At 64.0% G+C, this 22397-nt stretch carries 20 protein-coding genes; 7 read left to right on the forward strand and 13 right to left on the reverse strand.

Annotated elements, in window-relative coordinates; genetic code table 11:
• Positions 1–52 precede the first annotated feature (52 nt).
• A complete protein-coding gene (locus NYP07_RS08090; protein ID WP_268149458.1) occupies positions 53–1372 on the forward strand; it encodes an MFS transporter in 1320 nt (439 codons plus the stop codon).
• Between the two features lie 541 nt (positions 1373–1913).
• On the opposite strand, the gene NYP07_RS08095 is transcribed toward NYP07_RS08090, so the two are convergent.
• Positions 1914–2192, reverse strand: a complete 279-nt coding sequence (locus NYP07_RS08095; RefSeq protein WP_268149227.1) for a hypothetical protein — start codon at positions 2190–2192, stop codon at positions 1914–1916.
• A gap of 513 nt (positions 2193–2705) precedes the next feature.
• Between NYP07_RS08095 and NYP07_RS08100 the strand changes: the two genes are divergently transcribed.
• Positions 2706–2843 carry a hypothetical protein gene (locus NYP07_RS08100; RefSeq protein ID WP_163334438.1) on the forward strand — a complete coding sequence of 46 codons (138 nt, stop codon included), beginning with the start codon at positions 2706–2708 and terminating at the stop codon, positions 2841–2843.
• 356 nt (positions 2844–3199) lie between these two features.
• Here the strand turns inward: NYP07_RS08100 and NYP07_RS08105 are convergent, their stop codons facing one another.
• From NYP07_RS08105 to NYP07_RS08120, 4 genes are all read right to left on the reverse strand, one after another.
• Positions 3200–3667, reverse strand: a complete 468-nt coding sequence (locus NYP07_RS08105; RefSeq protein WP_088481175.1) for a hypothetical protein — start codon at positions 3665–3667, stop codon at positions 3200–3202.
• A 62-nt stretch (positions 3668–3729) separates the two neighbouring features.
• Complete coding sequence (locus NYP07_RS08110) at positions 3730–4500, reverse strand: hypothetical protein (RefSeq protein ID WP_088481176.1); 771 nt, start codon at positions 4498–4500, stop codon at positions 3730–3732.
• 22 nt (positions 4501–4522) lie between these two features.
• Positions 4523–5131, reverse strand: coding sequence for a mechanosensitive ion channel family protein (locus NYP07_RS08115; protein WP_193466476.1), 609 nt, complete (start codon positions 5129–5131; stop codon positions 4523–4525).
• Between the two features lie 94 nt (positions 5132–5225).
• Complete coding sequence (locus NYP07_RS08120; protein WP_158218118.1) at positions 5226–6818, reverse strand: tetratricopeptide repeat protein; 1593 nt, start codon at positions 6816–6818, stop codon at positions 5226–5228.
• Positions 6819–7190: 372 nt separating this feature from the next.
• Between NYP07_RS08120 and NYP07_RS08125 the strand changes: the two genes are divergently transcribed.
• The 5 genes from NYP07_RS08125 to NYP07_RS08145 all read left to right on the forward strand — a co-directional run bounded on the left by NYP07_RS08125 (position 7191) and on the right by NYP07_RS08145 (position 12246).
• The gene (locus tag NYP07_RS08125; protein ID WP_088481178.1) at positions 7191–8237 is read left to right on the forward strand and encodes a porin; all 1047 of its coding nucleotides are present in this window, start codon (positions 7191–7193) and stop codon (positions 8235–8237) included.
• 63 nt (positions 8238–8300) lie between these two features.
• Positions 8301–8747: a flagellar basal body rod protein FlgB gene (flgB, locus tag NYP07_RS08130; RefSeq protein WP_088481179.1), complete on the forward strand. Its 447-nt coding sequence runs from the start codon at positions 8301–8303 to the stop codon at positions 8745–8747.
• A 78-nt stretch (positions 8748–8825) separates the two neighbouring features.
• Positions 8826–9902 carry an ABC-three component system protein gene (locus NYP07_RS08135; protein ID WP_088481180.1) on the forward strand — a complete coding sequence of 359 codons (1077 nt, stop codon included), beginning with the start codon at positions 8826–8828 and terminating at the stop codon, positions 9900–9902.
• Positions 9899–10393, forward strand: a complete 495-nt coding sequence (locus NYP07_RS08140) for an ABC-three component system middle component 2 (RefSeq protein WP_088481181.1) — start codon at positions 9899–9901, stop codon at positions 10391–10393. Before NYP07_RS08135 ends, NYP07_RS08140 begins: the two co-directional genes overlap by 4 nt.
• Positions 10384–12246: a hypothetical protein gene (locus NYP07_RS08145; RefSeq protein WP_158218119.1), complete on the forward strand. Its 1863-nt coding sequence runs from the start codon at positions 10384–10386 to the stop codon at positions 12244–12246. The genes NYP07_RS08140 and NYP07_RS08145 overlap by 10 nt, the downstream gene beginning before the upstream one ends.
• A gap of 86 nt (positions 12247–12332) precedes the next feature.
• Here the strand turns inward: NYP07_RS08145 and NYP07_RS08150 are convergent, their stop codons facing one another.
• The 8 genes from NYP07_RS08150 to NYP07_RS08185 form a co-directional block, all read right to left on the reverse strand.
• Positions 12333–13070 (reverse strand): ZIP family metal transporter, encoded by a 738-nt coding sequence (locus tag NYP07_RS08150; RefSeq protein WP_088481183.1) that lies wholly within the window; start codon positions 13068–13070, stop codon positions 12333–12335.
• Positions 13067–13507: a DUF6328 family protein gene (locus NYP07_RS08155; protein ID WP_241516792.1), complete on the reverse strand. Its 441-nt coding sequence runs from the start codon at positions 13505–13507 to the stop codon at positions 13067–13069. Before NYP07_RS08155 ends, NYP07_RS08150 begins: the two co-directional genes overlap by 4 nt.
• Positions 13508–13562: 55 nt before the next feature.
• A complete protein-coding gene (locus NYP07_RS08160) occupies positions 13563–16268 on the reverse strand; it encodes a heavy metal translocating P-type ATPase (protein ID WP_268149236.1) in 2706 nt (901 codons plus the stop codon).
• 162 nt (positions 16269–16430) lie between these two features.
• Complete coding sequence (gene czcI, locus NYP07_RS08165) at positions 16431–16793, reverse strand: cation efflux protein, CzcI family (RefSeq protein WP_088481186.1); 363 nt, start codon at positions 16791–16793, stop codon at positions 16431–16433.
• A 32-nt stretch (positions 16794–16825) separates the two neighbouring features.
• Positions 16826–17017 (reverse strand): hypothetical protein, encoded by a 192-nt coding sequence (locus NYP07_RS08170; protein WP_088481187.1) that lies wholly within the window; start codon positions 17015–17017, stop codon positions 16826–16828.
• Positions 17018–17047: 30 nt separating this feature from the next.
• A complete protein-coding gene (locus NYP07_RS08175; RefSeq protein WP_268149238.1) occupies positions 17048–18439 on the reverse strand; it encodes a heavy metal sensor histidine kinase in 1392 nt (463 codons plus the stop codon).
• Entirely contained in the window at positions 18436–19119 is a 684-nt protein-coding gene (locus NYP07_RS08180) for a heavy metal response regulator transcription factor (RefSeq protein WP_088481189.1), read from the reverse strand. The genes NYP07_RS08175 and NYP07_RS08180 overlap by 4 nt, the downstream gene beginning before the upstream one ends.
• Positions 19120–19216: 97 nt before the next feature.
• Positions 19217–22396 carry a CusA/CzcA family heavy metal efflux RND transporter gene (locus NYP07_RS08185; RefSeq protein WP_088481190.1) on the reverse strand — a complete coding sequence of 1060 codons (3180 nt, stop codon included), beginning with the start codon at positions 22394–22396 and terminating at the stop codon, positions 19217–19219.
• Position 22397: the final 1 nt, after the last annotated feature.

Consider the following 22397-nt stretch of genomic DNA (forward strand, 5'->3'; position numbering starts at 1 on the left):
CTCGGTGGGCACATCGCCTGCCGAGGTCATTCAATATCAGCGGAGAAGCACCATGCTCGACGTCCTCGCCAACCGCACCTATCGGCATCTCTTCTTCGCTCAGGTCATCGCTCTGGTCGGCACAGGCCTGGCCACGGTCGCCCTGGGCCTGCTGGCCTACGACCTGGCAGGGGCAGACGCCGGGGCGGTCCTTGGCACGGCGCTGGCCATCAAGATGCTGGCCTACATCGGCGTTGCGCCGGTGGCCTCCGCCTTCGCCGAACAACTGCCCCGCCGCACTCTGCTCGTCACTCTGGACTTGGTGCGCGCAGCGGTCGCCCTGCTGCTGCCTTTCGTCACTGAGATCTGGCAGGTCTATGTGCTGATCTTCGTGCTGCAGTCCGCCTCGGCCGCATTCACGCCCACCTTCCAGGCCACCATCCCCGACGTGCTTCCCAAGGAGGCGGACTACACCAAAGCATTGTCGCTGTCCCGCTTGGCCTACGACCTGGAGAGCCTGGGCAGTCCGGCGCTTGCCGCAGTGCTGCTGACGGTCGTCAGATTCCACAGCCTCTTCCTCGGCACCGTCGTGGGTTTCATCGCGTCGGCGTTGTTCGTCGTGTCGGCCGTGCTGCCCAAGGCCAAAAAGCCGTCGCGCCGCAGCGTCTACGAGCGTACGACGCGCGGCAGCCGCATCTATCTGGCCACGCCGCGGCTGCGCGGGCTGCTGGCGTTGAACCTGGCCATCGCGTCGGCGAGCGCCATGGTCATCGTCAACACCGTCGTGCTCGTGCAAAGCCAGCTGCAGCTCAGCCAGCGCTTCACGGCCGGCGCGCTGGCAGCTTTTGGCGCAGGGTCCATGCTGGTGGCCCTGGGGCTGCCCAAGCTGCTGGAGCGGCTGCCGGATCGAAGGGTCATGCTGTTCGGTGCCGGGTTGCTGGCAACCGGTCTCTTCCTCGGGCCACTGGCGGTCGGGCGATTCGAGATGCTGGTGGCGCTGTGGCTGTTGCTCGGCATCGGCTATTCGCTGGCACAGACACCGTCGGGCCGGCTGCTGCGGCGCTCCGCCAACGAAGAAGACCGACCTGCCCTCTTCGCCGCGCAGTTCGCCTTGTCGCATGCCTGCTGGCTCATCACTTACCCAATGGCCGGCTGGATGGGCGCGCGGGTAGGGCTCAATGCCAGCTTCCTCGCCCTCGGCACGCTGGCCGCGCTGACGACGATCATGGGCATGTGGCTGTGGCCCAGCGACGACCCGGCCGAAGTGCCACACACCCACCCTGACATGCCGGCAGAACATGCCCATCTCCACGCCCCGGCGGTCGATGACCAGGGGCGGCATAGCCACGCCTACGTCATCGATGACGAGCACCAGCGCTGGCCGAGAGACTGACCATGAGTGTCAAGACACGCTGCTAAGACTCCGTACGTCGTGGCAACCGCGTGGCGGTTCGCGTCGACGGTCGGCGCGGCTTGGACGCAATTCCTGATTCGGTTGTCTGAATCTGGTTGCGACCCGGATCGCACGGGCTGCCGTTGGACTGGCAGGGCCGTAGTGACGCAGGACGCTGCTCTTGGGGCCGGCGAACAGCGGTTTCTGGAGATCAACGGCTCGCCAATGATCCGCGCCACGTGCTACTGCTGGCCGGCCGGCGAAGTTGGCGGCGCGAAGCGACGCGCGATCCAGTCGAAGCTGAGTGCCGACATACCTGTCCGCCTCCTGAGGCGATATCGCGAGGCTTTGCTTGGCCTGAACAGCTTGGTCTGAAAGCCGGTCACCGTCTCCTCGACTGTTACCGTTTGCTTGCCACGGTTCTGCCAGTACCAGCCGTGGCTGCCATCGAAGGGCGCCGTGAACGACCCTGTTTCTTAGCGCTGGGCACCGTCCACGCAGTAGCTCGTGTCCTCCTCGTCGGCGTCGGGCCACTCGCCGTTCATGTCAACGAGTACTTCCGCACTGGCCGTCCACCGGAAGACTGTGGACGGCCCTCGGTCAACGCAGCCTTCACTTCAGCGCCCTTGCCGGGTGCAAAGGTCAGCGTCTCGGTCTTGGGCCACTCGTTGCTGGCCGTGAAGGCCCGAGCGTCAAAGCTGTGGCCGGGCTGCCGGCCCGCGACGGCCTCGGCCTCGGCGGGGAGAGCGATGTCAGCTGGGTTTTCAGCTTCGGTAGCCCGAGCCAGCGTCTGAGCTACGGAGAGGCTGAGCGCGAGCACGGGTGCGTTCGTCTGCGTCCGGAAGTCTCTTGACTTCACTCAGGGGGTTGTGTGCGCATGAATGTCGACAAGGCAATCGCTGTCGGCACCTCTGCCGTCCTCCCTCTTGATATGTCCCTCGCCGTGCGCTGCTTCGTACGGCGACATAGCCACGCAGTCGACGACGTACCGGAGTTCACAACTGCCATTCTTTTCTCCCTGGAGCTCGACGCTCTGTCTCGCCGTGCCCGCCGACTGCAACTTGGCGGGGGGGGCTGAAGTACGCCGAGACCGGCCGATTCAGCCCCCCCGAACGCAAATCCAACCCAAAAAACTCGTTTGGTGCTTTCGGGAGGGGGAGGTTTCGCCATCCGAATGAAGTTCGCCCCCTGAAACTTGCTGTCAGGCCAGGTTGAGGGGGCTGTTTAGGCTGAAACCAACCAAGGCCCACATGCCAGGTCCATCGACGATCCTTGCCTCAACTTCGGCCATCCGGCGAACCGTATTCACAACTCAAGTCAAAGAGGAGATCCCATGCTTGCTCAGTTCACCAAGATCATCAATGCATTCAGAGGGTTGCTCGAGAGCGCTGACCAGCACCGGGTAGGAGCATGCTTCATGCTCGCTACCGGCCTACTGATCGTTGCCGCGATCTACCTTATCCGTCATTGAGGGAGCTCGCCTACATGGGAAAGCGGCCCAGCGGCAAGTGCGCGGCGAGTTCCGCTGCTACCTTGGACATCCACTCGTCCCAATGGAGACCGCGATGACCAACTCCTCTGCCGGCCCAGCGCCCGCGCCTGGTGACCATCAGAAATCCCCCGTCCAGTTGCCGACCGAGCCGGACAAGCCAGTCGACGCGCCCATCACGCCGCAGCCGGAAGACAGCCCTGGACACGCCAATGCCAAGGCTCAGCCCGATCGGGTCGCGCAAAGCATTGAGGACGCCCATGCCGACGGGAGCGATCGGTCGAGCGAGACCGAATCGCCCCGAGGCTCAGGACCTTGAGTACACCGATCTCAGGCTTTCATCCGCCGCGGAGCACCATGTAGACGGTCGTGCCGCTGATCGCGGCGCCCAGAAGCGCGCCCACAACGGCTCCGATGATCACAGGTAGCCACCAGTTTTGCTTGAGGCGGTCCGCCTCGAGATTGACAGCAGACACAGCTGAGTTGGTTTCAGTCGTCAAGTTGGTCAGTGCCGTCTTGGCCTTGCCTTCCGCCTTGGTCAACTGCTGCCCGATGCGATCAGCTGCATCATCAACAGTGGTGTTGAACTTGCCTGCCACGACTTTTTCGATGTCGGCAGCCATCTGCTGTTGATTGGCGACCAACGTCTTCACGGTGCCAGCGACGAGCGCTGCGGCCGTGTTAACGCGCTGCACGGCGTCGCCTGCTGCTCCTTGCAGCGTCTGAGCGTGTTCGATGACGTCGGCAACGATGGGGACCAGCTCTTCGAGCGTCTCTGGTCGCTTCTTATCGGGATTGGATGACATGTGAGGTAGGTGATGAGGGCCTGCGGATGCTTGCAAATCTCCGCCCTGCGGTTGAAATGAGGTCAGAGGGATGGACCATGATCAAGCGTTTGCTGCTTCGGCTCGACTCCGTGTGCCAGCTCGCCAGACACCTCTCGGCGCTGCAGTTCCTGTCGCACAGCAGATGAAAACGCGCCGCGCGCGGCCTGACTTCGCGTGAACTCTTCCTCCCTGGCGCGCAGCCGGGCACGAAGCACACGAGAAGTCGCCTTCAGGTCTGTGATGTTCTCAAGCGGCAGGTATGACAAACCGCCATTGCTGCCGACGCCCACGAGTAGCCCAGAAGTTTCGTAACCGTCGAGGCAGCCGAAAAGCTTGATCAAGCGGAGGTACAGGTCCAGCTCTGCCTTATTCGGTGGGTCTTTGTGCGCATCCTCGGCAACCTGCTCGGCAAAGGCCTCAAGTGAGATCCCTCCGTGCTCCTCGAGCTCCAGGTAGGGCCGCACGTTCATTTGAAACGTCGAGTTGTCAAACTCGTCAATGATGTGCTGCCCGGTCTCGACAAACCAGTGAGCTCGCAAAGACGCTTTGCGAAGATCAACGTCTCGGCGCGTGGCGCCTCGGTACGTCGCCAGCTTGACGCGCTCCTTCTTCAGGTTGGCGCCAACGCGCTTGAACTCGATCAGCCGCCAAGCTCCAGGGAACTGCAGCATGACGTCACCCAGGACCTTGTCCAGTGGCGTCTGCTGCAGCAGATTCACGCATGAATCGATCTGCCTCGGGTTCTTGCCCATCACGAGCCCAAGCCCGTAGATGAAGTTCCCGATGATGACGTTCTCGTAAGGCGAAAGCATTCGTTCCTCCCCTGCCCTCTGGCTACGGGCCTCCTTGTTGATCCGGGGCTACCGCGGTCACGGCCGTACCGTGCCATCGCCGCACGACGCGCTGGAAGAACAGGCTGTTGGGCAGTTGCAGCGTTGTGCCGTTCTGCTGATCGCCGCTTTCGAGAAGCGTGGTGTAGACCGGATTGATTTCGACCACGCGTCCCTTCATCCCCGGCTTGTCACCCGCTTCTAGCAGTTCGACCGTGTCGCCAATCCGAAAGGACTTGGTGATGTAGATGAGCAGCGTGCAGAACAAGTTCGACAGCACGCTCCATGCTGCGAAGAACGCGACCGCGCCGACGGTTGCAAACCCCGTGAACGCCGTCCAGAGCACTGCGCCCGAGACACCCATGCGCTCCAACGCCCAGAGCAGCGCGCCGAGGTAGACCAGGGCGCCGACCACGCGAAGAAACAACGATGCCATGTTGACCGGCAGGCCGTACTTGGTCGTGACTCGGTCGATCAGCTTGTGGGCCAGCCGCATCAGCAGCCAGGCGCCCAAGACGATCATCACAACCTCCACCGCAGGAATGAGGATGTCGAGCCAGTCCGCTGCCCAGACGGGCAACTGGTCGTGTAGCGCTTGGATGAGCTTTCTCATGGAGGGAATGTCGTCGTCAGAAGTTTGAACGGATGTTCGCAGGCAGGAGTTTTACCTGCGCCGCCGCTTCGCGCCGGCAGTGTCGAGCTTGCGCTCAACAAGCTGTCTGCGAACCCTCCGCCGCCCCGCCCGGAAGCGCCATCGCCTCGTCCAGTTCGGCCTTCGCCATGCGCGCCCAGCGTCCCCCTCCACGAAGGACATCCAGTTCGTTAGAGCACGCCCTGGCAAAGAACATCGATTCGGCCAGACCATGAGCCTGTAGGACCTGCTTCAACCTCACCATGCGATGACGAAGATCGAAGTCCTGGAACTCTGCACCCCGTACGCCGCCGCCAGCGACTTGCGCCACGACGCGTCGCAGGTTGTGCTGGACTGACTCCGAGATGGCCGGCACCGCGCGCGGCGCGGAAAGCTTGGCATGGCGGATGAACGGATTGCGCCCCACGACGAGCCCCCACGGGCGCTGGCTGCCCACGAGGTCCACGGTCATCGCCTCGAGCTTGGTCAGCCCGAAATCCCTGGCCACCTGAAGCCGAAGTGCGAGCCCAGGACTGGACTGCTCAATCTCCTCCAGCGCGCGGGCTGCATCGACGTCACGGCTGTCCACGGGAAGAACGAAGGTGCACAGCAACCGGTGGGCGGCCTCATCGCCCGCTTGTGCCGCTTGGTACAGCCAGTGCATGCCTTGCTCGACATCGCGCAGCGAGCCTGATGCCCGCAGGATGGTTGCACCCAGCCGCCGCTGGGCAATCACTGCGCCGCTGGCCGCCGCCTTCTCCAGGCAGAACCGCGCCATAGGCGGGTTGGCAACCGATCCGTTGTGGTTCGAGTGAATCTCGTACAGCCGGCTCCATGCCTCGCCGTGGCCACCGTCAGCGGCGCGCATCAGGAGCGCTGAGGCCTTTCGGAAGTTTTGGCTCGTCACCAGCGATTCCCACGCCAGGGCACCGACATCCTGGCCGCTCAAGGCCAGTCCCAACATCAACGCCGCGCCGGTGTTGCCTCGTGCAACGCAGTCGTCGAGAAGGGCCTCAATCGCCCGACGATCAACAGCGGTATCCACGGGCTGCACCTTGCTGGCATAGCTGAGGGCTTCGAACACCTTGTCCGCCAAGCCAGCCTCAGGTGATCCATCCAACTCCAAGCTCACCGCCAGCGCCCGGAACAGGATCTGCGGCTCTTGACGCATCAACGCCCTGTCCATCGCAAACGTCAGCAAAGCGGCCCAGCCGATGCCCGGCACAGCCTTGAGGGAGCGAAGCCGCGCCACGACGCGTTCTTCGGACAAATCGTCCGGGGTATAGGCGGTCAGCACCTTCCTGGCAGCTGTCTCACCACCCGCCGCAGCGCTTCGGAACCAGCGCATCGCCTCTTCGGGATCGACGGCCGTCAATGAAAGCCAGATTGCCAGCTTCATCTGCGCGGCCGCTCTGCCGGCCTGCGCTGCTCGCTGCAGCGTGGCGACTCGCCCATGCGCAGCGATCTCGTAGAGGTCCAGCGACTCGACGATGAGCTGCAGCGTGTCGTCGGCTCGGGCGCGCTCAGCCTGCTGCAAGTACTCGAGCCCGAGCGTCACGTGGCGCGGGAATCCGCTCGTGCCTTGCAGGTATTTGCGGCCGGCCTCCAGGCAGGCCGCGATGTCTCCTCGTCGCGCCCTCGATATCAGTTGAGCATCGGGTCTTCTCATCCGCGCCTTCTTTGCAGTGGCCCTTGCCAAGCCGCCTGCGTCCGTAACGGCGTCGTGGACGCCAGTGCCAACGGGCAAGCGTAAGAAGGCGGCCATGACCGCTGCCCGTCCGGCGGATTACGGTTTTGTCAGGTTGGCGCGCCGATTCACGGGTTTGTCCAGCTATGACAAGGGTGTGAATCGAAATCGCTCATTTCGCGCAAGTGCCCCCTGTCGATTCGAAGGCACAGCAACCCTGCCTTTGCGGCACCGCGCACCAGCACGCGCCCACCCAAACGGTCGAGATCATGGATTTCCCTAGGCAGCTTCCCTAGCCTGCGTAGCGCTGGGGGCGATCCAGATCCCCCGGTACCTACTGAATAGGAGAAGTACATGAAGAAGCCAGTCCTCTTGGCCTTGGCATGCAGCGCGATGGCGAGCACCGCTTTCGCGCAAACCTCGTCGGTCACGCTGTTCGGTGTCGCCGATGCGGCCGTCCGCCAGGTGAAGAACGGCAGCGCAGGCACGGTCAAGGGCGTCACTTCGGGCGCCAACACGACCAGCCGCCTGGGCGTTCGTGGCGTTGAACAACTTGGCGGCGGCCTGTCTGCCGGCTTCCATCTGGAATCGGGTGTCGAGCTCGACACCGGCGCGGCCAACGCCAGCAAGTTCTGGAACCGCCGCTCCACCGTCAGCCTGATGGGCGAGTTTGGTGAGATCCGCCTCGGCCGCGATACCACCCCGACGTACAACAACGCGCTCAACGACGAGTTCGGCATCGTCGGCGTGGGTTCGCGCGGTGTTTTCGTCTACGGCTCCAGCGCAGTGCTGGGCAGCGGTGCGACCACCGCCCAACGAACCGACAACGGCGTCAGCTACTTCCTGCCCAAGAACCTGGGCGGCTGGTTTGGTCAGGTGCATGTCGCCGCCGGCGAAGGCGTCGTGGGCAACAAGTACACAGGCGGCCGTCTCGGCTTCGAGAACAACACGTTCCTGGTCGGCGGTGCCATTGGCCAGACCGACGTTGGCAGCACCCAGCCGAAGTTCAAGAACTACAACCTGCTCTTCAACTACAAGTCGCCCTGGGGCACGTTGCACACCCTCGTCGACGTGAAGAAGTGGGGCCCGCGCAAGGCTCAGGAACTGTCGATTGGCGCCACCGTCCCGGTGACCCAAGCAGGTTCGTTCCGGGTCGGCTACACCACCGTCAATCGCTCCGGTGGCCCGGTCGGCTCTGGCTATGCCGACGCCGACGACAGCACCCGCGTGGCGCTGGGCTACGTGCACGAGATGTCCAAGCGGACGGCGCTCTACGGCACCTACGCCAACATCAGCAACAAGGGTGCGGCGCGCAGCTCGGTTCTGTACACGACGCCGACCGGCATGCGCGGTGGCGAGAGCTCGTCCGGCTTGGAAGTCGGCATGCGCCACAGCTTCTGATCACCAAGGCAACTGCGAGGGGATGCGCTTCGGCGCTCCCCTTTTTCTCCGGTGGAGGTGTCCATGTCTAACGCACTCCGTCCCACGCCCAGCACAGGCACGCCTTCGGCGGCGCCGGATGACGACTGGAAGGCCACGGCTCTGGTCTTCAGGGGTCAGCGTCAGGCGCTGATCGCCAGCAACATCGCCAACGCGGATACGCCGCACTACCAGGCACGCGACATCAGCTTCTCGGCGGCGCTTGAAGAAGCCAGTCGACCCAAACCTGCGGCGCCGATGGCAACCTCATCGCCCGGCCACATCGCGCCCGACCTGGTGGCGCCCCGCAGCACCCTGCAGTTCGCGGAGCACGCCCTGCCGTCCCAGACCAACCTCGACGGCAACACGGTGGACATGGACAGGGAACGAGCGTCCTTCCTGCAGAACTCCATCCTCCACCAACTCGCCGTGGCCTCGCTGGATGACGAGCTGAAGGAGTTCAAGATGGCGGTCTCCGATCCGCGCCGCTGACCCCGGCGTCCGGGCTAGCCCCCAGGCGCGAGCGCGCCGGCGTCCACGAGAATCGTCTGCCAGCGATGCTCTCCATCCATGCCGCAGAACTCAGGCAAAACCCGTACACCGCGAACGAACCAACTGGTCGCCAAGGGCGGCGTTATCCAGCCGTCGGCACAAGTCATCCTGCTGAATCCCGATCAGTGGGAAGAGTTCATCCTGGCCGCCACGCGCCAGCGGCTGCTGCCCAGTGGTTCACCCTACGCGAACGTCAAGCGCCTCGGCGGCGCAGGCGACGGGGGCCGCGACATCGAAGCCCGGTATGGCCAGGCCCTCGTGCGCGACGGTTGGGATCTGTACCAGGGCAAGCACTACGCCTCCGGACTGAAGCCCAGCGAGGCCTTCCCCGAGATGGCCAAGTTCTTCAAGCAACTGGCCTTGAAGACCTACCCCCGCCCGAAGCACTACTACTTCTGCTGCCCGCACGCGGTCGGCAACCTGCTGCACAACATGATGGCCGCCGGTGCGGCTACCTTCAAGGCCAACTTCCTGGCCGCCTGGAAGGGCGAAAACACGGGCATGCAAGGCATGGCCGCCGAGCTGACCCAAGACGTCCAGGCCGCGATCGACGACTTCGATTTCGACGATTTCATCGAATGTCCGGTGCATGACCTGCTGGCCTGGCACGCGCTCGACCGGACGGCCCACCACGAGATGTTCGGCATCGTGCCGAAGCGCGGCGATGATGCGCCGATGCCCGCCCAACCGGCCAAGCACGAGACCGTCTACGTCGACCAGCTGCTTCGCGTGTATTCCGAAGACAAGACGTCTCCTGTCACCCTCGCCGATCTGGCCGGCAGCGAGTACGAAGAGCACTTCGATTCGCATCGCCAGCTCTTCTACTGTGCTGAGGGCCTGCAGCGGTTCAGCCGCGACATCTACCCCACTGAGCATGAGTTCGAGCGGCTGCTCGACATGGTTCATGCAGGCGTCCGGCCGACGGTGGCCCAGATCCGGCACAAAACGGGCATGGCGCGCGTCGACGCGGCCGTGGAGAAGGCATCCACCCTGCAGGTTTCGGAAAGCTGCCTGTCACCCCAGCTCCGGCCGGGTGACCTGCCCGGCACCTGCCATCACCTCGCCAATGGCGGTAGGCTCAAGTGGGTCAAATGACGAAACCCAAGCCCATCGCCGCCTTCAATTCGCCGTTCGAGCTGGGCGTGCGGATGGTGTATCTGCTGAATTCCCTGCAGCCGGCCGGTGCCGACCTCCAGAAGCTCGTCCTGCTCGACTACGCCGTCGTCTACTCGGACGATCTGGGGGGGCCTCCCAGCCTTCACACGCCGGTGCCGTACCGTGGCAGCGAATACCTCAGCCGCCGCGATCTCATTGCCCAAGGCCTGTACCTCATGAGCACCCGCGGCCTGGTCGCCGTTTCCATGGACGAATGCGGTATCACCTACTTCGCTGGCGACAGCGCACGGAGCATGGTTGGCGCGCTGACGTCGCCCTACCTGCGTGAGCTGGAAAACCGGTGCCGGTGGGCAGCCGCCACCTTCGCAGCGCTCAGCTCGCGCGACTTGACCGATAGATTCGCTCAGGAAGGGCGGCTGTGGGGCGCCGAGTTCGAAGGCGCCAACGCGCGGGGGCATCAATGGCAATAACGCTGAAGCGCCTGTCCGTCCACGGCCCTGGCTTGCTGCCGGCCGTGGTCGCGTTCGACGACCGTCGCACCCTCATCCGCGGCCCCAGCGACACCGGCAAGTCGCACATCTGGGACTGCATGTGGTTCCTGCTCGGCGGCACGGCGCAACCTGAGCAATTCCCAAAGTCGGCGGGCTATGACTCCCTCGAGCTCGCCTTTCTCCATGGCGAGCACGAGTACCTGGTGCGCAAAGCCGTGTCGGGCGGAGGCGCACGCGTCTTCGTGCGAATGGATGACCTGTGGGTCGAGGACGGCGCGCCGAACCCGCTCGAAGAGGTTGCACAGGAACTCGGCGATCTGCTCGTCAAGCTGTCCGGTGCTGAGGGGAAAAAAGTGCTCCATGCACGCAGCAAGAAGGGCGCCGTCACCGGCGACGACCTGCGGCATTGGGCGTTGCTGGCGCAGCCCAGCATGATTGCCAAGGATCCGACCAAAGGCAAGGGCCATGGGTCGGACAAGCGCGTCTCTTCCTATGCGCTGTTCCTGAGCGGCCTCGACGACTCCGCGGTCGAGCTGTACAAAAGTAGCGCGGTGAAGGACCAGGCCAAAGGCAAGCTGGCGGTAGCCCAAGCTGAGCTGGCGCGCGTGCAGAAGCTGATTCCGGCCGATACGGACCGTGCAGCTGCCGTCAAGGCTCTCGCCCGAGTCGACGAGCGACTGGACATGTTCTCCTCGCAACTTCAGGCGCGATCCTCCGTGCTCAAAGATGTCCGCCAGCAGATCGCTGCGGAAGGAGCGGCTCTTGCCGAGGCGTCAACTGAACTCGCCGGCGCCACATCGATGCGCGAGCGATTCGCGTTGCTCGACCTGAAATATTCCAGCGATCTTGCCCGGCTGGGAGCGACGGACGAGGGCATTGCCTTCTTCCAGGCCTTGCCCGAGACGCCCTGCCCGCTCTGCGGCACGCCGGTGGAACAGCACGCCGATCCCGACAGCCTGAAGCCCCGTGCGCCTTCGAAATATCGCCGCGCCATTGCCGCCGAGGCGGAGAAGATTCGCGACCTGCGCCGTGGATTGCAGCCGTCCCTTGCCCACCAGCAGGCACGCCTGGCGACGGCTGCCGCGGATGTGAGCCGTCTGACGGTGTCGTTGAAGACTCTTGAGGAGCAGGAAGCTCTCCTCCTGCGAACCGCCGGCGAGGAGTTCGATACCGACCCTCGCGAACTGGCTGCGTCCCATACCCGCTTTTCGTCCCTGATCGATGCCTTCGACGAGGCTAGCCGATTGCAGGGTGACATCGCGCGCCTCGAGCAGGAAACGAAGCAGAAGAGGACCGCGCTCGTGCGCAACATCGGGCAACACGGCGCCGAGGTCGGTGAGGTTGCTCGCCAGATGCTCAACGATTGGGGCTTCACCGGCATCAAGTCGGTCTACGTTGACGCTGCGGCGTGCGATCTGATGATCGATGGGCGCCGTCGCCTGAGCTATGGCGCCGGCAAGCGGGGCATCTTCCTGTCTGCGATGTTCATCGCGCTGATGCAGCACGCATTGAAGGAAGGTCACCCCCACTTGGGCACCGTAGTGCTGGATTCGCCGCTGAAGGCTTATGCACAGAAGCAGTCGACGGACACTGACCGCGACGTCGCGATTGCGACGGTGAACGACCGCTTCTATAGCTGGTTGTCGCGTTTCGAGGGCCCTGGCCAAGTGATCGTCCTGGAAAACGAGGAAGTGGATGCCGCCATGGCCGCCGCCTTGAATGCCATCGAGTTCACCGACGATTACGCGCAAGGGCGCCAGGGGTTCTACCCTCCCCGGCCCACGATCGCGGCAGCCCCGCCCCCTCCTGCGCCGCTCGACGATCTCGCTTAGCTTCTGGCAGCCCGCCGTGCATGCGGAAGTGGCTACCTCGAACTGCCCCGACGCTCCTTCATTCGGCGCAGGCTACGGTCGTCAGATCAGACCATCATCTCGATCATCAGGAGCGCCAGGAACCCGACGAAGAACATGGACGTCAGAACGGGTGTTTCGTCGACCTCATGAGCCTCCGTCAACAACTCCTCCGTGACTAGATAGAGCAGCGCAGCCACACCAAAAGACAGCACGCCGTCCAGCACGATAGGACTGGCGCTGGCCAGGAAGTAAGCCCCAATGCCTGCGCCGGCCATGAGCAGCACAGCAAAGGTGATGGTCGTGGCCAACACCAACCGACGCGCGTTTAGCCCTCGAACTGCAGCTGCGGTTGCCACGCCGAGGAATAGCACCTCGAGCGTCATCGCGATCGTGATCAGCAAGCCCTGCCGCTCCCCGGCAGCAAAGCTCACGCCAATCAACAGCCCATCCAGGGCGATATCGAGCGCTGAGGCCAGCAACAGGCTCGTGGGTAGCGCGGAAGGCGCGGTCTTCTCCTCGCGCTCCTCGAGCCGGCGCGCCAGCGCCTTGAGGAGGAGCATGGCAATCACACCCAGCGCGAAGCCACCCAGAGTCACCCACGGCAACCGACGGTGAACGACGTCGGGAAGAAGCTCAGTTGCCAACGCTGCGAAAAGCACGCCGGCGGCAACGTGCTGAACGGCGCTCTGCACCTTCGGGCCTGGCGTGCGCACTGCCGCCACGACACCGCCCACGATCACTGCCGCCGCAGGCACTGCGGCAAACATCATCACGCCGGCAAGCGATATCGGCTGGGCGCTCATGCGGACTGCTTTCGGTTCCAGGTCAGCGGCACCAGCAACCACATCAGGCCGATGAGCGTTCCGATGACGGCCGCTGCGACGTTGCCAACGGTGTGCCCCAGCACCTCAGACAGCACGAACTGCGTCGCCAGGACCAACGCGATCGCTAAAAGTGCTGCGCCGACCAGCATCTGCCTGCTCGCCCTCGCCTTGAAATCCGCCCGCCTTCGCAAGGGCCGCATCAGCCGGTGCTGGACAGCCGGCGCCGTGAACAGCACCAGGGCCGCCACCGAGAGCATGAACGTGGCCAGGAAGACGTTCTTCTCAGCCTGGACGATGCTCTTGAATCCCGGTGCGAACGGAACGGCGATCAGGAAGGCGGACAGCAGCTGGGCGGTAGGTAGCAGTACCCGCAGCTCTCCCAACATGTCTGTCAGGTCGCCGTCGTCATCGTCCATGGCCTGAACCGTCGGTGTCGGACGATTCTGTTGATCCTCGGGTCTCATGGCAGCCTCAGCCCTTCGCCTCGGCGGGCTTCCCAGCGTCAGCCGCCTTCGCGCTCTTGTCGAAGGGCTTGTAGGCCAGCAACCGCAATGCGTTGAACACCACGAGCAGCGTCGACCCCTCGTGGAAGATCACGGCGGTTCCGATGCTCAGGCCGAGGATGGTCGAAGGAATCAGCACCGCAACGACGCCCAGGCTCACCCACAGGTTCTGCTTGATCACGCGACTCGTGCTGCGAGACAGGCCTACCGCGAATGGAAGCTGCGCCAGGTCGTCTGCCATCAGCGCAACGTCGGCCGTTTCCAGCGCAACGTCGGAGCCGGCTGCACCCATGGCGATGCCCACGGTCGCGTTGGCCATGGCCGGTGCATCGTTGACGCCGTCTCCCACCATCGCGACCTTCCCGTGCTCGGTCCGGAGCTTCTTGATCTCCTCAACCTTCTGCTCTGGCATCAGGTCGCCCCGAGCCTCGGTCAGACCGACCGTCTGGGCTACTGCTTCGGCCACCTTCTGGTTGTCACCAGAGATCATGATCAAGCGCTCGATGCCCAGCTTGCGCAGCTCGGCCATGACCTCTCCCGCCACGGGCCGCGGCGTGTCCATCACTCCGATCACGCCCAGGAACTGGCTGCCCTTGCGAACGATCATGGTGGTCCGCCCGTCGGCCACGAGCTTCTTGTTCGCCTCGTCGACATCCGTGGGTACGTTGGAGTCGGGCAGCTCGGTGAACAACACCGGCTTACCGATGTGCACGGTCTCGCCGCTGAGCTGCGCCTGCACACCCCGTCCCGTGATGCTCTTGACCTCAGACGCCTGCAGCAAGTTGGCCTTGTCTCCCAGACGCTCCTTGGCACCCGTCACGATGGCGGCCGCGAGCGGGTGGTCGCTGTGCTCTTCCACCGCAAGCGCCACTGCCAGCAATTCCTCCTCAGGCACCCCCTGCGCAGGCACGACGTCGGTCAGCTTCGGCTTGCCCTCGGTCAGGGTGCCGGTCTTGTCGAAGGCGATGGACGTCAGCGTGCCCAGGTTCTCCAGCGGGCCGCCACCCTTGACCAGCACACCGCCGCGTGCCGCGCGCGCCACGCCGCTCAAAACGGCGCTGGGCACGGAGATCGCCAAAGCGCAGGGGCTTGCAGCCACCAGCACGGCCATTGCCCGATAGAACGTCTGCGAGAACGGCTCGTCGATGACGAAGCCTGCGCAGAGCAACAGGCCAACCAGCAACAGCACTGATGGCACAAAGATCCGCTCGAACTTCTCGGTGAACTGCTGAGTCGGTGACCGCTGTGCCTCCGCCTCTGTCACCATCTTGATGACGCGCGCCATCGTCGATTGGTCGGACTTGCGCGCCACCATCACGTCCATTGCGCCAGCGCCATTGATCGTGCCGGCGAAGACTCGGTTCTCCGCGGCGACTCGCTCGAAGTTGCCGATGGCCGTCTTGCCGTCTTCCACAGGTCGCTTGTCGACCGGCACGCTTTCACCGGTGACCGGCGCCTGGTTGACGCTCGAAGTTCCCACCACGACCACGCCGTCCGCGGGGAGGCGCTCGTTAGGCTTCACGACGACGACATCACCCACCTGCAGCTTGTCCAGAGCTACCACTTCGGTTCCGGAGTCGCGTCGGACTGTGGCCGTTTCCGGCGCGAGCTTGGCCAACGCCTCGATCGCGCGCCGCGCCCGTCCCATGGCGTAATGCTCCAACGAGTGACCCATGCTGAACAGGAACAGCAGCAGAGCGCCTTCAGCCCACGAACCCAGGGCGGCGGCGCCGGCCGCGGCGACAAGCATGAGGGTGTCGATCTCGAATCGCTTGGCGCGCAGGTTCTCGATCGCTTCCTTGACCGTGTAATACCCGCCGAAGAAATACGCGAGTACGTAGCACGCCGTCGGTAGCCAATCGGGTCCCGTGCCTGCGCGGCCGATCAGCCAGCCGGCCAAGAGGGCCATGCCCGACAAACTGGCAAAGATCAGCTCTGTCTTTTCACCGAACAGCCCGCCGTGTTCATGGCTGTGCTCGCCGCCCTCCCCCTCCTTGTCGTGGGAATGGCCGGCATGCCCTTTCTCATCGTGCTTGTGCGCAACCTTGCCCTTTTCCTCGCCGGCATGGTCATGGCTGGCCTTCGGGTCGTGGTCATGGTCGCTGTGGTCGTGTCCCGCGTGCTCATCGTTGGCAGCCTTGTCCGCAGATTCGCCCGGTTCTGGCGCGGCAGCGACGGGTTGGCTGGTCGTTTTGCGAACCGGGGCTTTCGATGCGCCTTTGTCGCCGTCGATCGTGATGTCAAGCGAAGTCAGACGCTGGTTCAGTTTGGCCTCGTCGATGCGCGTCCGATCAAACTCAATGCGCACCACGCCGCCGGGCGAAACGTCCGCCTCGATGACACCCTCCAAAGCCCGGAGCTGTTCAGCGAGCCGCTGGGCAAATCGCGCGTGCATGGGCAGGTTGACCCGTCCCAGAATATGCGCGAACCGATCCGTGAGTTCGAGCCCTTCAGACTCGACCAGCTCGCGAACGCGGCCTAGCGAGATCACGTTGGGGTCGTAGTGCACGCATAACTGGGGCTTGCCCTCGGCAACGCCAGTGACGTGGGCGGCATCGATGCCAGGTCGACCGGCCAGCTTGTCCTGCAGGCGCTTCACGCAGGGATCGTCGGTGCCGTGGATGTCCGGCAGCACCAACGGGAGATCCAGCCGCAGCTTCTGGTTCTTGCTCATGAACGGCGTCGCTTTCTTGGAAGGCGGCGGCCAGCAGTTGGGGTGAGGTTGTGCTGGCTGCCTGCTGATCGGACTCGCTTTGGCCAGCGGCCATGGAGTCCATCGGTATCGCCGGCTGAACGTTTCCGGCGGCCTACCCGTCGCTTGCGCGCCGGGCTCAGATCAAGTCAGCGATGCCCATTTGGGCCGGTCAATGGTGGGTACCAGCAACCTGGAGTGCGCTCCCCGAACGGTCGTGACCGGCTGAGCGATCTGGTCGACCCTGGGAAGAGTCTGAGCGTCCGACATCACAGTGCCGCCACTCATGTGGCAAGCAATGCAGTCGGCGTCATCGGCGCCGCCCTGCTGGCTCTTGTCGGCCGAGGCGTCGGAGGTCTTGGCAAACTTGCCTGCGTGCTTGTGCGCGTGGTGTCCAAAATGGCTCACCTCCGTGCCCTGCTCGTGCTGACAGTATCCAGCGGCCGCCCCCCAGACGAACTGGAAAGGCAGCACTGCGAGCAAGAAGGTCAGGAGAGCTTTGCGCACCGAATGATCCTAGCAGTGGCCTGTGTAGGAGGTCACCGCTTTTGGCGTGCCCGACGGCGCTTGTCACGACGCTCCTCGCGCCGCTGTTCCTTCTTGGCGCGGTCCTGGCGAAGGAAGTAGATCAGCAGCAGCAAGGAAATGACGATGACCGCAACGGAGGTGCCGAAGATGTAGGTCGCCAACCCCGGATGCCGCTCACGCAAGTGCTCAAACAAGTTCAACATGGCGGCCTCCTTTCCAAGGTGTGTTTAAGGTCATGACGGCCTCCCCGACGCGGCAGGGGCCGCCACCGCCTTCGCGTCAGACGCACCAGGGTCCTCCAGCGTGAAGCGGATGTACGTACCTTGATCCGTTGACTCCGCGATGGCGGTCCCACCGTGCATGCGTGCAATGGCTGCGACGATGGACAGTCCCAAACCGTGGTTTCGGTCGGCATTTGTTCGTGACGGATCGACGCGGTAGAACCGGTCGAACAGACGCGGCAGATGCTCGGCCGGGATGACCGGCCCCTGGTTGTGCACCCCGATCGAAACGTGCCGAGGATCGACTCGCGCAATGCGCACCTCGATCAGGGAGCCACGGGTGGCATAGCGCGACGCATTGCTCAGCAGGTTGGACATCGCCCGCCGAACCAGGCCGGCGTCTACCGCTGCGCGTGCATCTCCACGCACCTCCACGCGCAGTTCGGCCTCTTCCAGGACGAACTCGTGAAAGTCCGCGACTTCCGCTGCGAGGTCGGCAATGCTCATTGGAAAGGATCGGCGCGCAGGTGTTCCGCGTTCAGCGCTCGATAGAAAGAGCATGTCCGCCACGATGGTCGCGATCCGTCGCAGCTCCTCAAGGTTGGAGGAGAGCGTGTCATGCAGTTCAGCCGCAGATCGAGGCCGCCTGAGGGCCACTTCGCAGCTGCCGATCAGGATTGAAAGCGGATTGTTCAGTTCGTGCGCGACGTCGGCATTGAATGCCCCCATCTGCCGGTACGCGACTTGTAGTCGGTCCAACAGCGCATTGAACTGCAGGAGCAGCGACTGGACTTCCTCAGGCTGGCCCGCCGCATCCAGCCGCTGATCAAGGCGGCTCGCATCGAGCTCGGAGGTCCGACGCGCCAACGCATTCAGTGGCGCCAGCCCTCTCTTCACCAGTACGAAGCCTGTCGCCGAGACCGCAAAAGTCCCCAGGATGGAGGCGGTCAGCAGCGTCCACCACAGGCGGCTCAGCAGTGATTCATCCTTACTGACGTCGTAGATGAGTTCCGCCTGCCCTGCCCCGCCCAGCTCCGTCGGTAGCTGAACCGGGAAGCTCAGCCGCTTGCTCATCGAATCAGGGCGCTTGGGATCGTCCTTCTCGAAGACAGCGGCACGGTTCTCCTGCCGAACCACCAGTGACAGATCGTCATGACCGGCCAGGAAATCACTCATCAGGTGCTTGATGCCCGGGATGTCATGGACTTCCTGCCCCTCCTTGAGAAGTCGCTGGACCGCGATCCGCTTCTTGACCAGGGTGTCGTCCTGGCGAGCGGACAGCGTGAGCGAGATCACCAGGTAGACCGCGCCGCAGACCAGGCTCAGGCCGACCATGGTTTGCAGGGCAAACTGGCGCGACAACCGCGCTCGAAGGCTCGGTGCTTGGATGCTCGACACATTCATGGCCGTTCCTCCAGCACGTACCCCACGCCGCGCACGGTGTGGAGCAGCGGTTTCTCGAAGGGCTGGTCCAACTTCGCCCGCAAGCGACGGATTGCCACCTCGACGACGTTGGTCTCGCTGTCGAAGTTCATGTCCCAGACCTGGGCCGCAATTTCCGTACGCGAGAGCACATGGGTCTTGCGCCGCAGCAGCAAGATCAGCAGGCTGAACTCCTTGGGTGTGAGCTCCAGGCGCTGACCTGCCCGGGTCGCCTTGCGGCGCACCGTGTCGACCTCGAGATCGGCCACCTTCATGACCAGCGTTTCCGTGTCATTCCGGTGCACGCTTCCCCGACGCAGGAGCACCTGGACGCGCGCGACCAGCTCCGAGAAGGCAAATGGCTTGATCAGGTAGTCGTCCGCCCCACTCTGCAGGCCGCGCACCCGATCCTCGATCTGGCCGCGCGCGGTCAGCATGAGGACCGGAACCGACCGCGTATGACGCAAAGCCGAGAGGACCGCCAGCCCATCGATGCCCGGAAGCATCCAATCCAGGATGACAAGGTCGTACTCGTTCACGGACGCCATGTGGAGTCCGTCGACGCCGGTGTGAGCTACCTCGACTTGGTAGCCCTCCTCGGTCAGTCCTTTGCGCAGGTAAGCGGCCGCCTTGACTTCGTCTTCGACGACCAGGATTTTCATGAGGCCCTGCGGCCTTGCGGCCGCCCTCCATGCCAGAGGCTCAGGTCCGCGAAACACCGGCCTTGCGGCCGGTGCGCCGCGCAATGCGGCAGTGCGTTCATGCAAGCACCTCCTGATCCGGCTTGGCGCGCGGCGCAGGCGCGTCTTCCTCGTCATCCTTGCGGTGGGCGATGCGATACAGCACCGGCAGCACCAACAAGGTCAGTGCCGTCGAAGACAAGATGCCGCCGATCACGACCGTGGCCAACGGACGCTGCACCTCGGCGCCCGTGCCGGTAGCGATCGCCATGGGCACGAAGCCCAGCGATGCGACCAGCGCGGTCATCAAGACCGGTCGCAACCGGGTGATGGCGCCTTCGAAGATGGCCTCGTCCAGGCTACGACCCGACTCCCGCAGGTTGCGGATGAAGGAGATCATCACCAGGCCGTTCAGCACCGCCACGCCGGATAGCGCGATGAAGCCGACTGCCGCGGAGATGGACATCGGAATGTCCCGCAACCACAGAGCCACGATGCCGCCCGTCAGCGCGAACGGGATGCCGGTGAACACCAGCAAGCCGTCCTTGGCATTGCCGAACATCACGAACAGCAGCGTGAAGACCAGCAGCAGGGACACCGGCACGACGATCTTCAGGCGATTCGTCGCCGACTGCAGGTTCTCGAACTGGCCGCCCCAGGTCATCCAGTAGCCCGTGGGCAGCTTGACCTGTTGCTGGATGGCCTGCTCGGCCTCAGCGACGAAGGTGCCGATGTCGCGGCCGCGCACGTTGGCGCTGACCACCACGCGGCGCTTGCCGTTCTCGCGGCTCACCTGGTTGGGACCAGGTGACAGCGACAGATCGGCCACCTCGCTCAGCGGGATGAACTTCCGGGCGCTGCTGGTGCCGCTCGCAGGCAGAGGCACCGGCAGGCGCTTGATGGCCTCCAGGTCCGAGCGCACGTTCTCGGGCACGCGAACGATGATGTCGAAGCGACGGTCACCCTCGAACATCGTGCCGCCTTCCTTGCCGCCGACGGCGGTGGCCAGCGTGTCCTGCACGTCCTGGACGTTCAGGCCATAGCGCGCCGTCTTCTCCCGGTCGATCTGCACGCTCAGCATCGGCAGGCCAGTGGTCTGCTCGATGTTGACCTCGGTCGCGCCGGAAATGCCCTTCAGCACCGCAGCGATACGGCCAGCGGCGTTGTTCATGACGTCCATGTCGTCACCGAACACCTTGACGGCCACGTCGGAGCGCACGCCGGAGATCAGCTCGTTGAACCGCAGCTGGATGGGCTGCGAGAACTCGTAGTTCTGGCCCGGCATCTTCTCTACCTCGGCCTTGACCAGAGCGGCCAGTTCGTCACGCGTCTTGCGCGGCTCCGGCCATTCGGACACGGGCTTCAGCATCACGTAGGCATCCGAGATGTTGGGCGGCATGGGGTCGGACGCGATTTCCGCGGTACCGGTACGGGCGAACACACGCTCGATTTCCGGGAACTTGGTCTTCAGCGTCGATTCCAGTTGCTGCTGCATCGCAACCGACTGCGACAGGCTGGTGCCCGGGATCCGCAAAGTCTGAATGGAGAAGTCGCCTTCATTCAAGCTCGGCACGAACTCGCTGCCCATGCGGGTTGCAAGCAGGCCGGACAGGAACACCGTGACCAGCGCGAAGGTGATGACCAGCGGCTTGGCGTTCATGACACGCTTCAGCGCCGGCTCATAGGCGCGGCGCGCCCAGCCCATCAGGAAGTTTTCCTTCTCGGCGACCTTCTCGCCGATGAACAGCGCGACGGCTGCCGGCACGAAGGTCATCGACAGGATCATGGCGCCCACCAGCGCGATCACGACCGTGAACGCCATCGGGTGGAACATCTTCCCTTCGACGCCAGCCAGCGCAAAGATCGGCAGGTAGACGATCATGATGATCAGCTGCCCGAACAGCAGCGGACGCCGGGCCTCCTGCGACGCCAGGAACACCTCGTGGAAGCGTTCTGAGCGCGTCAGCGACCTCCCCTTGTGCTCCTGTGCATGCGCCAGGCGGCGTACGCAGTTCTCGACGATCACGACCGCGCCGTCGATGATGATCCCGAAGTCCAAGGCTCCGAGGCTCATCAGGTTCGCACTGACCTTTTGGTTCACCATGCCCGTGAACGTGAAGAGCATGGACAGCGGGATCACCATCGCGGTCAGCAGCGCCGCACGGATGTTGCCGAGGAACAGGAAGAGGATGACGATCACCAGGATCGCGCCCTCCATCAGGTTCTTCTTGACCGTGCCGATGGCTTTGTCGACCAGGGTCGTGCGGTCGTAGACCGTGACGGCGTGGATGCCGGCCGGGAGGTTCTTGTTGATCTCAGCCATCTTCTTGTCGACGGCCTGGGAAACGGTGCGGCTGTTCTCGCCGATCAGCATGAAGACGGTGCCCAGCACCACTTCTTTGCCGTTGTCGGTCGCCGCACCCGTGCGCAGTTCGCGGCCGAGCTCGACGCTGGCCACATCCTTGATGCGGACCGGCACGCTGCCCTCGTTGCGCAGGACCACGTTGCCGATGTCGGCGATGGAGCGGACCTGGCCCGGGGCGCGGATCAGGTACTGCTCGCCGCGGCGCTCGATGTAGCCGGCGCCCACGTTGGCGTTGTTGCGTTCCAGCGCGTTGACGACGTCCGCCAGCGTGATGCCATAGGAAGCCAGACGGCTCGGATCGGGAGCAACGTGGTACTCCTTGGCATAGCCACCGATGGTGTTGATCTCGGTGACACCGGTCACGTTGCGCAACTGGGGCTTGATGACCCAGTCCTGGATCTCGCGCAGGTCGGTGGCCGTGTAAGGCTCGCCGTTGGGCTTCTTTGCCCCCGGCTGCGACTCGACCGTCCACAGGTAGATCTCACCGAGGCCGGTGGAGATGGGACCGATGTTCGGCTCCACACCGGCCGGCATCTGACCGCGAGCGCTTTGGATGCGCTCATTGACCAGCTGGCGGGCGAAGTAGATGTCGGTGCCTTCCTTGAAGATCACCGTGACCTGGGACAGGCCGTAGCGCGACAGCGAGCGGGTCTGTTCAAGGCCGGGCAAGCCCGCCATGACCGTTTCGATCGGGTAGGTCACGCGCTGCTCGGTTTCGAGCGGCGAGTAGCCGGGCGCCTTGGTATTGATCTGGACCTGGACGTTGGTGATGTCGGGGACCGCGTCGATGGGCAGCTTCTGGTAGCTGAAGACGCCCAGCGCGGCCATGCCGAGCACAGCCAACATGACGAGCCATCGATGCTCGATGGCAAAACGAATGATGCGTTCAAACATG

The organism is Pelomonas aquatica (assembly GCF_026712205.1).
GTDB classification, from domain to species: Bacteria; Pseudomonadota; Gammaproteobacteria; order Burkholderiales; family Burkholderiaceae_C; genus Pelomonas; species Pelomonas aquatica.

Coding starts and splice junctions, on each gene's coding strand:
- NYP07_RS08125 (WP_088481178.1), top strand. CDS start 7,191: ATGAAGAAGCCAGTCCTCTTGGCCTTGGCATGCAGCGCGATGGCGAGC.
- NYP07_RS08115 (WP_193466476.1), bottom strand. CDS start 5,131: ATGAGAAAGCTCATCCAAGCGCTACACGACCAGTTGCCCGTCTGGGCA.
- NYP07_RS08185 (WP_088481190.1), bottom strand. CDS start 22,396: ATGTTTGAACGCATCATTCGTTTTGCCATCGAGCATCGATGGCTCGTC.
- NYP07_RS08135 (WP_088481180.1), top strand. CDS start 8,826: ATGCCGCAGAACTCAGGCAAAACCCGTACACCGCGAACGAACCAACTG.
- NYP07_RS08120 (WP_158218118.1), bottom strand. CDS start 6,818: ATGAGAAGACCCGATGCTCAACTGATATCGAGGGCGCGACGAGGAGAC.
- NYP07_RS08170 (WP_088481187.1), bottom strand. CDS start 17,017: ATGTTGAACTTGTTTGAGCACTTGCGTGAGCGGCATCCGGGGTTGGCG.
- NYP07_RS08155 (WP_241516792.1), bottom strand. CDS start 13,507: ATGGACGATGACGACGGCGACCTGACAGACATGTTGGGAGAGCTGCGG.
- NYP07_RS08140 (WP_088481181.1), top strand. CDS start 9,899: ATGACGAAACCCAAGCCCATCGCCGCCTTCAATTCGCCGTTCGAGCTG.
- NYP07_RS08110 (WP_088481176.1), bottom strand. CDS start 4,500: ATGCTTTCGCCTTACGAGAACGTCATCATCGGGAACTTCATCTACGGG.
- NYP07_RS08145 (WP_158218119.1), top strand. CDS start 10,384: ATGGCAATAACGCTGAAGCGCCTGTCCGTCCACGGCCCTGGCTTGCTG.
- NYP07_RS08150 (WP_088481183.1), bottom strand. CDS start 13,070: ATGAGCGCCCAGCCGATATCGCTTGCCGGCGTGATGATGTTTGCCGCA.
- NYP07_RS08105 (WP_088481175.1), bottom strand. CDS start 3,667: ATGTCATCCAATCCCGATAAGAAGCGACCAGAGACGCTCGAAGAGCTG.
- NYP07_RS08090 (WP_268149458.1), top strand. CDS start 53: ATGCTCGACGTCCTCGCCAACCGCACCTATCGGCATCTCTTCTTCGCT.
- NYP07_RS08180 (WP_088481189.1), bottom strand. CDS start 19,119: ATGAAAATCCTGGTCGTCGAAGACGAAGTCAAGGCGGCCGCTTACCTG.
- NYP07_RS08175 (WP_268149238.1), bottom strand. CDS start 18,439: ATGAATGTGTCGAGCATCCAAGCACCGAGCCTTCGAGCGCGGTTGTCG.
- NYP07_RS08100 (WP_163334438.1), top strand. CDS start 2,706: ATGCTTGCTCAGTTCACCAAGATCATCAATGCATTCAGAGGGTTGCTC.
- NYP07_RS08160 (WP_268149236.1), bottom strand. CDS start 16,268: ATGAGCAAGAACCAGAAGCTGCGGCTGGATCTCCCGTTGGTGCTGCCG.
- flgB (WP_088481179.1), top strand. CDS start 8,301: ATGTCTAACGCACTCCGTCCCACGCCCAGCACAGGCACGCCTTCGGCG.